We start from the raw sequence: 14,090 nt of genomic DNA, 5'->3' as shown, positions 1-14,090 counted from the left end.
CTACGTTGAACTTCTTTGCATGGATATCAGCGTAGCAAGTGATCCGCAGATCAAAATAACGCCACCTAGGTTCTGGCTCCATCCTGCTAGCGTTAAACCACTGCCAATGAGTAGGTAATACAGCAGCCCTAAGAGTGCCCCTGCTGTGCCGGTTCGGTCTTGATAAGCATGTAGTGCTGAGCTAAGAATGTTTGGAATGGCGATTCCAAATCCTGTAACCACTAAGAGCATCGGCAAGACAAATAGGGCGCTGTGTTGTAATAGCGAGACCCCGATGCCGCCTAAAATTGTTAGCACAGATGCCAATAGCACCAACTGATGCGAACGAGCGCCACGCTTGAGTAAATGCTTATTCAAGATTGACCCAACACCCGCGCCCATGGCCAAGATTAGCCCCGTATAGCCAAATAAGCGCGTACTGAGGCCAAGTTGCTCAAACATGAATGGCGCTAAGCTGTAATAAGCAAACAGGCAGATATTGAATGAAGCTACTAAGAATGCAACTTGCCAAATTTGCAGATCTTTAAGCATGATCTTTGCTGTGGCTAGCAGTGGAGCAGCAGCAGCCTCTTTCGCCTGTTTTGTCTCTGGTAAAGCTAGAAAAGCCCAGATAAGCAAAACCAGCGCTAAAACGAATAAGCCGGTAAATACGCCTTGGTATCCAAAATGGCTACTGAGTAGTGAGCCGCTATACATCCCAATAGCAGGGCTAATGGCCAATGCAATGCCCATTAATGAAAACACCAGGGCAAGTTGCTGATCTTTAAAAAGATCCCTAAGCATGGTTTGTGTCACAACAGATCCCACTGCCGCGCCAAAGGCGGCCAGCATCCTTGCTAATAAAATAGCGTTAAAGTTGTTTACGCAAAGCGCGATCAAAGAGGCGATGGCATAAATCAGCAGGCCAGCCGTCATGGTAGGGCGTCTGCCATAGACGTCACACATCCTTCCCCAAACAACCACACCTACAGCAAATGCTAAAAAATAGAGTGAGAGTGTTTGTGCCGCCAGCTCAGGGCTCACGGCAAAATGGTGGCTGATATCCGATAAGGCTGGGCTATAGATGGTTTCTGCAATTTGCGGAAACATCATCAGCAGGGTGGCGAGTATTAAACTAAATGTACGAGCCATTCTTTTATTCCTTGTTCTTATAACTTGCTGCGATTTTATAAAAAACATAAACGGCGTATTACAATGATAAGAACAATAAATATCTAAAATCGGACAAATATGGCGTACTTGGACGCGAATGATAAATTTAATCCCGATCAATTTGGCGCTGACGTGGTGGGGATTGCTTCTCTGCTGGGTAATCATGATTCGGGCCTACACCAGCATCAAATGGGGCAATTACTCTTTGCGAAGAAGGGCTGTATTCGTATCTCTTTAGATGGCTTACTTTGCTTATTGCCCTCATCGAGGGCGGCGTGGATACCGCCAGGAGTAAAGCACCGGGCAGAAATGCGGCAGGTTGTGGATTACCGCTCGCTCTATTTTGATCTTGGCCAGTTCCCTGTCTTGCCGGGCAAGGTGCAGGTGATTGAGGTTAACCCCTTACTAAGAGCCGTACTGGAGCGGCTGGCTATGGCAGATTTTGATACAGACTGGCAGCAGGCACGGCATGCCAATTTGCTTTCGGTATGTATTGAAGAGATCAATCAGGCTAAGCAAGAGCCTTTATTACTGGTTTTTCCGCTAGATCGGCGCGTATCTTGTTTGCAGGAAAACTTAGAGCAATTACCTTTAGCACTTCATTTATTCGCACAGCAAATTGCGGCCAGTGAAAAAACCATAAGCCGCATATTTCAACGCGAAACAGGGATGAGTTATCAAGAATGGCGGCAGCAATGGCGCTTCTTACGTGCCGTAGAAATGCTGGCGGAAAATGGAAAACTATCAGAGACCGCCAGCGCCTTGGGTTTTGCGAGTGATAGTGCGTTTATTGCCTTTTTTAAAAGCCGCACCGGCAAGACCCCAAGGGCTTATTTGAGCTAATTGCACTGGCCAGCCGAGCTACTACCGGCCCCTTGACAACTTATATAAGCTCAGCCACCTCGCTCAGTGGCCGGCGTGGTTTCTGAGGTCTTTTTTCTGCTGCGGCATAGCCAGCAGTCACCAAAATAACCGGTATTTCATTGGCTTTAAGTGAAAACGCTTCAATCAGGGCTGGTGTATCGAAGCCACCTATTGTTCCTGTGGATAAGCCCATGCCTTCGGCAGCAAGAATGAGTGTCATGGCAGCAAGGGAGGCTGAGCGTATGGCTTCGTCACGCTGTAATTGTGGGTTGTCTGCATAGGATGCATGGGCAGAGGCCACCCAGCTGTCTGCAATCTCCTGGGGTAAAGTTCCCGCATCCAGCGATGGGCGCAGTGCTGCGGCTAGCTGCTGATGCGGCATTAAGGTGCCGCAAATAATAAAAGTAACCGCAGCTTCTTCTACCTGCGCCTGGCCCATGGCGATGTCTTTTAAGCGAGCCTTGGCGGTCCCTGAGCATACGGCGATCAGCTTCCAGTTTTGAAAATGATATGCCGATGGGGCAAGGGTGGCTAAGCGCATCAGCTCGGTAATTTGGCTGTTGCTCAATTGCTTGCTGGCATCGAAGTGGCTGGTGGTGCTGCGTTTTTCGATCAGGGTATGGAGTGAGGTATTCATGCTGGGCTCTTCTTGGTGGGAAATGGCTGAAAACGTAAAGTGTCGGGTTTACTCAGTACGCTCCATTGCACGGCCAGAACGCTGGCCAGTACGGTGACAAAACCCGCCATGGATAATGGCGTCATGTTTTGGCCGAGTAAAATCCAGCCCAGTGCCACAGCAGTGATGGGGCTGAGTAAGCCTAAAGACGAGGCGGCCACAGGGGATAGGCGGGCAATGCCACGAAACCACAGCACATATGCGATAAGCGCCCCAAAGACAGATAAATAGGCGTAGCCAAGTATTTGCGTGGTATTGAGGCTTGGCAAAGGTGCATCAAACATAAACGCCACAGGCAGCAAGAGCAGACCGCCCAGCAATAGCTGCCAGCCGGTAAAAGCCAGTAAAGGGATTTGTGATTTCCACTGCCTGGCCAGATAAGTGCCCAGTGCCATGCAAACAGCGCCTGCCAGGGCTGCAGCCATACCGGTTGAATCCCATTTTGCTCCCGGCGCTAAGAGCAGGGCGGCCATGCCCAGAATGCCAGCAAGGCTGGCCCAAAGTGCCAGGTGTGCTGGCGGGCGGCGCTCCAGCATCCATACCAGTCCCATAATCATGAGGGGTTGCGTTGCCCCGACAACTGCGGCCAGTCCTCCCGGCAGCCGGTATGCAGCAATAAAAAGCAGGGCCTGAAATGCTCCAATATTAAGCGCAGACAAAATGAGCAGGCGGCCCCACATGGCCTTGGGGGGCAACACACGGCTGAACAGAATCAAAAGTAAACCCGCAGGCAGAGTGCGCATTAATGCGGCGGTAAAAGGGCGGTCAGGCGGAAGAAGCTGGGTGGTGACGATATAAGTCGAGCCCCAAATTGCCGGAGCAAGGGCGGTGATCAGGCTGTCAATCCAGGTTTTAGCGGTGCTGTGCATTGAGATACCTTCAATTGAATGAGGGTTAGGGCTGCTGTGGCCAAAATATTGCTGCTGGTGATTGTGGGCAGGTACAGCTTTTGCCCAAGCTGCCTGTGCTGAAATCTGGCAAACTGCAGGCTTAGCAATATGTCTTGAATTAAAGATAACATATATCTTCAACTCAAGACAATTAATCTTGAGTTGAAGACAGATGGAGTTGTATATGAGTACGCAACAGGCCGATGCGGTCGATATTATTCTTGGGCAATGGCACAAAGAGCGCCCTGATCTGGATGTAAGCCCGATGGGGCCGATTGGGCGTATCCGGCGCTGTGCCACCCTGCTGCAGCGCAAGATGGACACCACATTTGCAGAATTTGGCATGACAAGCTGGGAGTTTGATGTGCTGGCTACGCTAAGGCGATCCGGTGCGCCCTATTGCCTGGCACCTACGGCGCTGTTTTCATCGCTGATGATTACGTCCGGCACGATGACGCACAGGCTGAAGGGTTTAGAGGCAAATGGCTGGATAGAGCGGCTGCCCAGCACTAGCGATGCGCGCAGCATGCTGGTGAAGCTCAGTGATGCGGGTTTGGCTTTGATCGATCAGGCCGTGACGGCGCACGTCGCTAACGAGCACAGAATTCTGGCGGCGATAGATGCGGATCAGCTAAAAGAATTAGACGCCAGAATGGCAGAGCTGCTGAGGGCTTTGGAGGCCTGATGCCGGGCGGTGAAAAGCTCAGCGAGGTGGATTGGGGGTGCGCCCAAAAATGTTCGTGAGGAAAAATATTGGGCTGACAGACTTTTAGCCCAGCCTTTCCTGCTAACCCACCCCTAAGCGCTCTATCACTAGCCCTACAAAAAAAATCACCAGCAAGCCCAGCGTGGAATAGAGAATCCATTTGATGATGCGCAGCCAGCCCGGGTCCTGGCTGCGCTGGTATTTGAACGCGCAGTAAGCGATGCCAAGTACGGCAAGTACAAATAACAGGCGCAGGACAATAAACATCAGATTCCTAAGGCAGGCAGATCGTGGAATGAGCTGGGTACATTGTCGCGGTTTTCGAAGCTGACAATCTCGTAGGAGGATTCATCTTCCAGCAGGGCGCGCAGCAGCTTGTTATTCATGGCATGGCCGGATTTATAGCCTTCAAAGGCGGCAATCAAAGGGCGGCCAAGGATGTATAAATCGCCAACCAGATCGAGCACTTTGTGGCGGACAAATTCGTCTTCAAAACGCAGGCCACCGTCGTTGAGTACACGGTATTCGTCAATCACAATTGCGTTATCCATACTGCCGCCACGGGCCAAGCCGTTCATGCGCAGGTATTCCACTTCATGGATAAAGCCAAAGGTGCGGGCGCGTGCGATCTCGCTGACATAATTGGTATCAGCAAAATCAAGTGTGATGGTTTGGGCTGATTTTTTAAATGCAGGGTGGGCAAAGTCGATGGTCAGCGCCACTTTATAACCATCGTGCGGCAATAGCCGCACCCATTTATCGCCTTCGGAGACTTCGATGGGTTTGAGCACACGGACAAATTGCTTGGCCGCATGCTGATCCACAATCCCTGCTGATTGCAACAGATAGATAAAAGGCGCTGCCGATCCATCCATAATCGGCATTTCCGGGGCGTCGACTTCGACAATCACATTGTCGATGCCCAGCCCCGCAAATGCAGACATGATGTGCTCGATCGTACCGACACGTACGCCGTCTTTGACGAGCGTGGAGGAGAGCCGTGTGTCGTTGACCAGAGCGGGCGTAACTCTGAATGGCGTCGACTCGGGCAAATCGACGCGTTGGAAAACGATCCCGCTGTTAACCGGGGCCGGTTTTAGGACGAGGGTAACCCGCTCGCCAGAATGCAGGCCCACGCCAACGGCGCGGATAGTCGTCTTCAGAGTGCGTTGCTGAAACATATTGGTCTCTTTAATCAACAGACCTCAATCTTACCAGCACCGGGTAGTGTGCTGGATTGATCTTTGCAATCTTGCCAATAGGCAATGCCTTTATCTCCGTCTGAAACACTCCATGCGGGCAGATCAGGCTGCTTTGCCTGACCTGCTCTGCTTTCATGATTAATCTGCCTGACGGCGTAAGAAAGCAGGGATGTCCATATCCACATTAGATGTGGTGCTGCGGCTGACGGTAGCTACATCGCCTGCAGAGCCACGAGCGCTGCGGTTATTTGGGCGGAAGCCCGGAGGTAAATCGTAAGCGCCCCAGTCTGGCTCGCCGGAGTGATTGTCTGTGCCAGTTTTAAGCTGCGGTGTTTGTACGACAGACAGCTGTGGCTTGTTGGCGTTATTGCCCATACCGGTAGCGATAATCGTAATGCGGATTTGCTCACCCAGGCTTTCGTCGTAAACCACACCGTGTTTAACCATGGCATCTTCAGCAACATGCGACTGAATGATTTCACGGGCGCGGGTGATTTCGCTTTTCTTCAGGCTGGCACGGCTGGCGCTGATATTCAGCAGTACACCACGCGCACCCTTGAAGTTAATGTTGTCCAGAAGCGGGCAGCTGATGGCTTCTTCGGTAGCGCGGATAGAGCGGTTTTCGCCAGCAGCGAAAGCCGAGCCCATCATGGCCATGCCTTTTTCCTGCATCACGGTCTTAACGTCGGCAAAGTCAACGTTGATCAGACCAGGATACTGGATGATTTCTACGATAGAAGCCACGGCATTACGCAGTACATCGTCAGCAGCGCGGAAGGCTTCGTCTACGGTAACGTCTTCACCGAGTACTTCTTCCAGTTTTTGGTTGGAAACAATAATCAGTGAATCGACCGAGCGTGAAAGCTCGTCAATACCAGCCTGAGCCACTTTCTGGCGCGAGCCTTCGTCAAGACCAGGCTTGGTCACAACCCCAACGGTGAAAATGCCTTTTTCACGGGCAATTTGTGCAATCACAGGGGATGCGCCCGTACCTGTTCCGCCGCCCATACCTGCGGTAATAAACAAGAGATTGGCGCCATTGATCAGCTCACCAATGCGCTCACGATCGGCTTCGGCCGCTTCGCGGGCGACTTCAGGATCGCAGCCAGCACCAAAGCCCGTTGTGCCCAATTGCACAACATCCGTAGCTTTAGAGAGTTTAAGCACCTGTGCATCGGTGTTGGCAGCAATAAACTGCACCCCGCTCAATGCGTGCTCGATCATATTGTTGATCGCGTTGCAGCCTGCGCCGCCCACACCGATCACTTTAATATTGACGTGATGTGCAACTTCTTGCACTTCAAAAGTTAATGCCATGTTGCTCTCCTTGCGTTGCCCGATTTAAACAGCGCGGGGATGTTTCCCCTTATCGCTGATCCTTACCCGAATTTAAAAGGTGTTTTGAAAACAAAACGTCATAACAGCCAAATATCCCCTGAGCCGTTATTTTTCCCTGATTAAAATGTGTTTTGAAACCAAGATTTCATACGGCCAAAAATATCCCCTACACCGCCGTCTTTGCCCCGGTTTACAGGGTTCTTTAGTAATTGTTCACGTGCAATTAACAGCAAACCCACCGCTGTGGAATAGCGCGGGTTTTTTACCACTTCGGCAAGGCCACCCACGTATTTCGGGGTGCCCATACGCAGCGGCATATGGAAAATCTCTTCGCCAAGCTCAACCATGCCAGGCATCATTGCCGCGCCGCCGGTAATCACAATCCCGCTGGACAGGCGCCCTTCAAAGCCGGAGCGGCGTAATTCCTGCTGAACCAGTCCATACAGCTCTTCAACGCGCGGCTCAATCACTTCCGCCAGAGTATGGCGGCTCATTTGCCGTGCACCGCGCTCGCCTACGCCCGGCACTTCAATCATCTGCGCCGGATCGCTCATATGGCGCAGCGCCACACCATGCTGCAACTTAATGGTTTCGGCTTCTGAGGTGGGTGTACGCAGCGCCATGGCGATATCGTTGGTCACCTGATCGCCTGCAATCGGAATCACGGCGGTATGGCGGATTGCGCCGCCAATAAAGATGGCCAGATCGGTGGTGCCGCCGCCAATATCAACAAGGCAAACACCAAGGTCTTTTTCATCTTCGGTCAGCACCGAGTACGAGGAAGCCAGTGGCTGCAATACCACTTCTTCGATCTCCAGCCCGCAGCGACGCACGCATTTCGTGATGTTTTGCACTGCGCTGACTGCACCGCTGACGATATGCACGTTTACATGCAAACGCACGCCCGACATGCCCATCGGCTCTTTCACGCCTTCCTGGCCGTCTATCATGTATTCCTGCGCTAGGATGTGCAGAACCTGGTGGTCGGTAGGGATATTGACCGCGCTGGCAGTTTCAATCACACGGTCTACATCGGCCGAGGTGACTTCCTTATCCTTGATCGCCACCATGCCATCGGAGTTAATGCTCTTGATGTGGCTGCCTGCAATACCGGTAAAGACCTGGCTGATTTTGCAATCGGCCATCAGCTCGGCTTCGCCCAGTGCGGACTGGATGGCCGCGACGGTTTTTTCAATATCAACGACCACACCGCGTTTCAAACCGCGTGATGCAGCCGAGCCCAGACCAATCACATTGAGTGCGCCGTCTTCTTTGATTTCGGCGACAACAGCCACCACCTTGGATGTGCCAATGTCCAGCCCGACAATGATGTTTTTGCTATCTCTGGTCACCTGACAACCTCTTTACAATGCGTATTACTTTAAAAAACAACATGAAATAACGGTCATGTCGCTGAATTTAGTGGCTTAAAGCTTGTGCGATGGCAGAGCCCGGCAATGATATTTTTGCTATCTCTGGTCACCTGACAACCTCTTTACTCAATGTCTTACTTTTTAAAAACGATTTGATATAAAAATCGTATCGCTGAATTTTCTGTTTGCGGCAGTTTTTACCCGCCTTTCCATTTTTCAAAAACGACATGGTTATGCCGGTTTTGCTACTGCGGGTTTAGCCGGTACGGCTGGCTTTACCACAGGCTTACTTTCTACTGGCTTGTACTCTGGCAATCTGACTGCAAAGCCATTGGGATAACGTAAATCTACATATTCAAAAGGCTGCTTCAGCAAAGCCAGCGAATTGGGGTAGGCTGTTACAAACCGCGCCGTTCTGGCTACCGGCTCATCTCTGCCTACTTCAATAATCAGCTGGTGATCCAGCTCAAAGCGCCATGCTCTTCGTTCGGAAAGCCAGACATGGGTGGCTTTTTTTCCCAATGGCTGCAAGGTTTTATGCAGCTCTGCAAAGCCATCAATCATGACCTTTTCTGTGCCTTCCGGGCCTTCCAGAATGGGCAGCTGATCGTTGGATGCCGCATCAAAACGCTCACCATAGCTATTGAGCAGGGCCACCGAGCCCCAGCGTGCAACTGCTTTGTGCTCTTCTACCCTGACTTCTACCCGGTCTGGCCAGTGCCTGCGTACCGTCACTTGCCTTACCCACGGTAGCTTTTCAAAGGCCTGCCGTGTCTTATCCAAATCCAGGGTAAAAAACGTCCCTGTCAGTTCGTGCTTAATAACGTATTGCAATTGCTCGCGTGTAACGTGAACTAAATCACCATCCACTTTGATTCTTTTAATTGGAAACAAAGGCGAATGCACGGTTAAAAACAGCAAGGCGTAAAACAAAAGCAATAAAGCTAATGCAGTCAGCAAATTGGCAAACCACATTAAAAGCTGAGGTTTATCCCACATGGGCGAACCTCGCTGCAATGGTCTGTGGGCTGAAATGGCTTAATAAAATCACCGCTTATTATTCCAGCGTGCTGTTTAATACTTGCAAAACTAAATCCTCATAACTTAAGCCGGCTTCTCTTGCTGCCATAGGAAATAAACTATGTGAAGTCATGCCTGGCGCGGTATTGGCTTCTAATAAATAAGGTTTGCCCGCTTCATCCATTAAGAAATCAATACGTGCCCAACCCCGGCCGCCAAGCGCCCAAAAGGCTTGTTTCACGTAAGCGGTAATTTGCTCGTTGAGCTGTGTAGACAAACCCGCAGGACAACGGTAAACCGTGTCATCGCGGATATATTTGGCTTCGTAATCGTAGAATTCTGTAGCAGGCTCGATCTTTACAAACGACAGCACTTGTTCACCCAGTACAGCGGCGGTGTATTCTCCCCCACCAATGAACTGTTCTGCAATCACAATCTTGTCATACTTGTAAGCTTCTTCGAACGCGGCGGCAAGTTCCCCGGTATTTTTTACTTTGCTCACGCCAATACTGGAGCCTTCGCAGGCTGGTTTTACAAATAATGGCAGGCCAAGTTTTTGCTCAATCGCAGCAAAATCGCTGTTTTCATTCAAAATTTCAAAAGCTGGAATCGGCAGGCCAAGCGCTTGCCAGATTAACTTGCTCCGCAGCTTATCCATACCCAGCGCCGAGGCCAATACACCACAACCCGTGTAAGGGATGCCCATCACTTCAAGCGCGCCCTGCAAAGTGCCGTCTTCACCAAACGGGCCGTGCAAAATCAGAAATGCGCGGTCAAAACCTTCTGTTTTTAACGCTTCAAGAGGCTTTGTTGCCGGATCAAAAGCGTACGCATCCACGCCGCGTGCCTGCAGGGCTTCCAAAACACCTTTGCCGCTCATTAATGACACTTCACGCTCTGCCGAAGTGCCACCCATCACGACCGCTACTTTTCCGTATTTATTCATTTTTGCATGCTCAATCTAGCTGTTATTTCTGCGTGGGCACAAAGCCGTGCCCACCCTACAAATTTCAAACCCAAACCTTGAACCACGGAGGAAAAGGAGAACACGGAGGGCCACGGAGAAAAGCAAAAAATATTTAGTCTTTCGTTTTTCTCAGGTTTTAGGTTTTCTTCGTGAAACTCCGTGTTCTCTGTGCCCTCCGTGGTTAAAGATCTGGGTTTTGTTCATTAAATCGCCGCCACCTTGCCCGGAATGCCGCCTATCGTGCCTGCGCCCATGGTGATGATCACATCGCCGTCTTTGGCTGCGGCCATAATGGCGGCGGGCATTTCCTGGATATCGGCCACAAATTGCGGCTCTACTTTGCCAACTACGCGCACGGCGCGGGCCAGACTGCGGCTGTCTGCAGCCACAATCGGGGTTTCGCCGGCGGCATACACTTCGCCAAGCAATAAGCCATCAACCGTGGATAACACTTGTACAAAATCTTCAAAGCAATCGCGGGTGCGGGTGTAGCGGTGTGGCTGAAATGCCAGCACTAAGCGGCGGCCCGGAAACGCACCCCGTGCAGCGGCAATGGTGGCGGCCATTTCAACCGGGTGGTGGCCGTAGTCATCCACCAGCGTAAAGCTGCCGCCTGTTTCAAGCGCTATTTCGCCATAGCGCTGGAAGCGGCGTCCTACTCCCTGGAAGCTTGCTAATGCCGACTGAATGGCGGCTTCATCTGCGCCAATTTCAATCCCTACCGCAATCGCGGCCAGTGCGTTCAGCACATTGTGCATGCCTGGCATATTCAGTGTGATGGGCAGGCGGCGGGATTCGCCGTTTTCCCAAACAGCATCAAATTGCATACGGCCATCAAGCGCCACGATGTTTTCTGCGCGCAGCATGGCATCCGGGCTGATGCCGTAGCTGGTAATCGGGCTGGTGACCTGCGGCAGGATCTCGCGCACATAAGGATCATCAATGCACAGTACGGCGCGGCCATAGAAGGGCAGGTGCTGCAAGAAGGTAATAAACGCCTTCTTCAGGTTGTTAAAGTCGTGACCATAGGTATCCATATGGTCCTGGTCGATATTGGTCACTACCGAAATAACCGGGGTGAGCAGCAGGAAAGACGCATCGCTTTCATCGGCTTCGGCCACTAAAAAGTCGCCATGGCCAAGGCGTGCATTACTGCCTGCCGCGTGTAATTTGCCGCCAATTACAAAGGTAGGATCAAGCCCCGCTGCTTCTAAAATTGAGGCAGTCAGGCTGGTGGTAGTGGTTTTACCGTGCGTGCCGGCAATGGCGATGCCTTGCTTTAAGCGCATCAGCTCGGCCAGCATTTGTGCCCGTGGCACTACCGGTATTTTACGATTACGTGCTTCGATAACTTCCGGGTTGTCGTCTTTTACCGCGCTGGAAATCACCACTACATCCGCATTGGCCACATATTCGGCCGCATGGCCCAAATGGACGTGCGCGCCGTTTGCAGCAAGGCGCTGGCTGGTGGCATTGCTGCCAAGGTCTGAGCCACTGATCTCAAACCCAAGGTTGAGCAAGACTTCAGCGATACCGCTCATGCCGACGCCGCCTATGCCTACAAAATGGATACGTTTAACTTTGTGTTTCATCATCGTTTCTACTTGGCTAATTCTTCAATCACCGATACCACTTGCATCGTGGCATCCGGTTTTGCCAGACCGCGTGCTAGCTTGGCGATGCTTAAGCATTGCCCGCGGCTGGTTTGGGTCAGTAATTGGGCAAACGCGGCGGCGTTAAATTCTTTTTGTGAGATTAAAAGGCCTGCACCGTTCTCACTTAAATAGCGTGCATTGCCGGTTTGGTGATCATCAACGGCGTGCGGAAAAGGCACCAGCACCGATGCGGCGCCTACACAGGCCAGCTCGGCCACGGTCAGTGCGCCGGCACGGCATAAAATCAAATCGGCATTGGCGTAGGCCTCTGCCATATCGCTGATAAACGCCACGCAATCTGCGCTCACACCGGCGGCGGCATAATTGGCCCGCAAGGCTTCGATATGTTTTTCGCCCGCCTGATGAATCACCACCGGGCGCTGATCAGCAGGCATCAAGGCCAGTGCCTTGGGGACTTCTTCGTTAAAAACCTGTGCGCCTAAGCTGCCACCCACAACCAGCAGCCTGAGCGGGCCAGTGCGCCCTGCAAAGCGGGCTTCAGGCAGCGCCAGATTTTGGATTTCTGCTCTTACCGGATTACCAATGCAGCCTTCAACCCCTGGAAACGCACTTGGAAAAGCAAACAGCACACGGCTGGCAATCTTAGACAGCACCTTATTAGTGAGCCCTGCTACCGAGTTTTGTTCGTGGATCACCAGTGGCAGCCACAGCATGCGCATCGCTACGCCGCCAGGGAAGCCGGTAAAGCCGCCAAAGCCAATGGCCACATCAGGCCTGTGCTCAAAAATGGCTTTAAATGCGCCGCAAAGGGCCTTGAGCTGTACCCAGGGCTGGCTGAGTTTTTTCAGCAGCCCTTTGCCGCGCACACCATCAATTTTGAGGGTGATCAGATCAATGCCATGTTCCGGCACGATGCGTGTTTCCATACGGCCGGCAGCGCCCAGCCAGATAATCTTCCAGCCGCGTGTTTTTAGCTCTTCAGCCACTGCAAGGGCGGGGAAAATATGCCCGCCTGTGCCGCCTGCCATCACGAGAAGGGTACGTTTACTCATGCACGGTACCCCCTGATCAGCTGGCGGTTTTCGTAATCAATCCGCATCAGAACGCCTAAAGCAATTAAATTTGCAACCACGCCAGAGCCACCAAAAGACAGCAGCGGCAGGGTTAAACCCTTGGTGGGCATCAGGCCCATATTTACGCCAATATTGATAAATGACTGCACGCCCATCCAGATTCCTACGCCTTGCGCGGCTAAAGCTTGCCAGTGGCGCTCCAGCTTGGCGGCTTGCACGCCGATCATGAACGAGCGAAAAATCAGAAAAGCAAACAGCAAAATCACAAGGGCTACACCGATAAAGCCAAACTCTTCGGCAATAATCGCCATTAAAAAGTCGGTATGCGCTTCCGGCAGGTAGGAGAGTTTTTCTACGCTGGCCCCAAGACCCACACCGCTCCATTCGCCCCGGCCAAAAGCAATCAGTGAATGGCTAAGCTGATAGCCCTTGCCGTACGGATCTTTCCACGGATCTAAAAACCCCAGTACGCGTTGCATACGGTATGGCGAGCTGACCACCAGCCCCACAAAGGCCACGCCCAGGAACATAAACAGCCCGGCAAAGAGCTTCCAGTTAAAGCCGCCTAAAAAGAGTGCGCCCATGGCGATTGCTGTAATTACGGCAAAAGCACCAAAGTCAGGCTCCAGCAGTAAAAGTGCGCCCACCAGCGCCATCACCATAAACATGGGGAACAGCACTTTGCTTACGCTTTGCATAAATGAGCCTGTCATGCTGATGGCTTTGCGTACGGTGTAATCCGCGGCATAAAGCACAACAAACAGCTTCATCAGCTCGGATGGCTGCAAGTTAATCACCACCAAAGACAGCCAGCGGCGGCTGCCGTTTACTTCACGCCCTACGCCCGGAATCAGCACCAGGAGCAGCAAAATCATGCCAATTAAAAACAGGGTGGATGAATATTGCTGCCAGGTTTTGGTAGAAACAGAGAAGGCAATAAATGCACCCGCAATGCCGACGACCAGGAAAATCACATGGCGAATCAAAAAATAGTTAGAGCGAAAGCCAGTGTCTTTATCCACTTCGGCCATCGCAATTGATGAGGAATACACCATCACTAAACCAATCGTCAGCAGCAGGGTAATGCACCAGAACAGCGCCTGATCATAGGCTGCCATATTGGGGCGCAGCCGTTTGATAGCTTGTGAAAATAGCTGGCGCATCAGGCCTCCAAACCTTTTGGGAGCGTATCTTTATGCCCATTCATCGCTAG

At 51.8% G+C, this 14,090-nt stretch carries 15 protein-coding genes; 2 read left to right on the top strand and 13 right to left on the bottom strand.

Features of this window, described 5'->3' with window-relative positions; all coding sequences use genetic code 11:
• Positions 1–1,317 (bottom strand): multidrug effflux MFS transporter, encoded by a 1,317-nt coding sequence (locus tag CSQ88_RS07725; RefSeq protein ID WP_257212524.1) that lies wholly within the window; start codon positions 1,315–1,317, stop codon positions 1–3.
• Between the two features lie 24 nt (positions 1,318–1,341).
• Between CSQ88_RS07725 and CSQ88_RS07720 the strand changes: the two genes are divergently transcribed.
• Complete coding sequence (locus CSQ88_RS07720; protein WP_257212523.1) at positions 1,342–1,995, top strand: helix-turn-helix transcriptional regulator; 654 nt, start codon at positions 1,342–1,344, stop codon at positions 1,993–1,995.
• Between the two features lie 40 nt (positions 1,996–2,035).
• Here CSQ88_RS07720 and CSQ88_RS07715 read toward each other — a convergent pair whose 3' ends face one another.
• A complete protein-coding gene (locus CSQ88_RS07715) occupies positions 2,036–2,653 on the bottom strand; it encodes a nitroreductase family protein (protein ID WP_099397529.1) in 618 nt (205 codons plus the stop codon).
• A complete protein-coding gene (locus CSQ88_RS07710) occupies positions 2,650–3,561 on the bottom strand; it encodes an EamA family transporter (RefSeq protein WP_099397556.1) in 912 nt (303 codons plus the stop codon). Before CSQ88_RS07710 ends, CSQ88_RS07715 begins: the two co-directional genes overlap by 4 nt.
• 205 nt (positions 3,562–3,766) lie before the next feature.
• Here CSQ88_RS07710 and CSQ88_RS07705 point away from each other — a divergent pair, with 205 nt between their 5' ends.
• The gene (locus CSQ88_RS07705; RefSeq protein WP_099397528.1) at positions 3,767–4,267 is read left to right on the top strand and encodes a MarR family winged helix-turn-helix transcriptional regulator; all 501 of its coding nucleotides are present in this window, start codon (positions 3,767–3,769) and stop codon (positions 4,265–4,267) included.
• 102 nt (positions 4,268–4,369) lie between these two features.
• Here CSQ88_RS07705 and CSQ88_RS07700 read toward each other — a convergent pair whose 3' ends face one another.
• The 10 genes from CSQ88_RS07700 to ftsW all read right to left on the bottom strand — a co-directional run bounded on the left by CSQ88_RS07700 (position 4,370) and on the right by ftsW (position 14,040).
• Positions 4,370–4,555 carry a hypothetical protein gene (locus CSQ88_RS07700; protein WP_099397527.1) on the bottom strand — a complete coding sequence of 62 codons (186 nt, stop codon included), beginning with the start codon at positions 4,553–4,555 and terminating at the stop codon, positions 4,370–4,372.
• Complete coding sequence (gene lpxC, locus CSQ88_RS07695) at positions 4,555–5,469, bottom strand: UDP-3-O-acyl-N-acetylglucosamine deacetylase (RefSeq protein ID WP_099397526.1); 915 nt, start codon at positions 5,467–5,469, stop codon at positions 4,555–4,557. The genes CSQ88_RS07700 and lpxC overlap by 1 nt, the downstream gene beginning before the upstream one ends.
• Positions 5,470–5,479: 10 nt before the next feature.
• Positions 5,480–5,626, bottom strand: a complete 147-nt coding sequence (locus CSQ88_RS22935; protein WP_180273580.1) for a hypothetical protein — start codon at positions 5,624–5,626, stop codon at positions 5,480–5,482.
• A 2-nt stretch (positions 5,627–5,628) separates the two neighbouring features.
• Positions 5,629–6,807, bottom strand: a complete 1,179-nt coding sequence (ftsZ, locus tag CSQ88_RS07690) for a cell division protein FtsZ (RefSeq protein ID WP_099397525.1) — start codon at positions 6,805–6,807, stop codon at positions 5,629–5,631.
• A gap of 140 nt (positions 6,808–6,947) precedes the next feature.
• Entirely contained in the window at positions 6,948–8,180 is a 1,233-nt protein-coding gene (ftsA, locus tag CSQ88_RS07685; protein ID WP_099397524.1) for a cell division protein FtsA, read from the bottom strand.
• A 252-nt stretch (positions 8,181–8,432) separates the two neighbouring features.
• The gene (locus tag CSQ88_RS07680; RefSeq protein WP_099397523.1) at positions 8,433–9,200 is read right to left on the bottom strand and encodes a cell division protein FtsQ/DivIB; all 768 of its coding nucleotides are present in this window, start codon (positions 9,198–9,200) and stop codon (positions 8,433–8,435) included.
• Between the two features lie 58 nt (positions 9,201–9,258).
• The gene (locus tag CSQ88_RS07675; protein WP_099397522.1) at positions 9,259–10,167 is read right to left on the bottom strand and encodes a D-alanine--D-alanine ligase; all 909 of its coding nucleotides are present in this window, start codon (positions 10,165–10,167) and stop codon (positions 9,259–9,261) included.
• Positions 10,168–10,391: 224 nt separating this feature from the next.
• A complete protein-coding gene (gene murC / locus CSQ88_RS07670) occupies positions 10,392–11,780 on the bottom strand; it encodes a UDP-N-acetylmuramate--L-alanine ligase (protein ID WP_099397521.1) in 1,389 nt (462 codons plus the stop codon).
• An 8-nt stretch (positions 11,781–11,788) separates the two neighbouring features.
• Positions 11,789–12,856 (bottom strand): undecaprenyldiphospho-muramoylpentapeptide beta-N-acetylglucosaminyltransferase, encoded by a 1,068-nt coding sequence (gene murG / locus CSQ88_RS07665; RefSeq protein WP_099397520.1) that lies wholly within the window; start codon positions 12,854–12,856, stop codon positions 11,789–11,791.
• Complete coding sequence (ftsW, locus tag CSQ88_RS07660) at positions 12,853–14,040, bottom strand: putative lipid II flippase FtsW (protein WP_099397519.1); 1,188 nt, start codon at positions 14,038–14,040, stop codon at positions 12,853–12,855. The genes murG and ftsW overlap by 4 nt, the downstream gene beginning before the upstream one ends.
• Between the last annotated feature and the right edge of the window lie 50 nt (positions 14,041–14,090).

The sequence above is a fragment of the Iodobacter sp. BJB302 genome (assembly GCF_002735645.1).
In the GTDB taxonomy this organism is placed as follows: Bacteria; Pseudomonadota; Gammaproteobacteria; order Burkholderiales; family Chitinibacteraceae; genus Iodobacter.
Note: the sequence above shows the minus strand (reverse complement) of the source record. Positions and strands in the feature narration are given on the sequence as shown.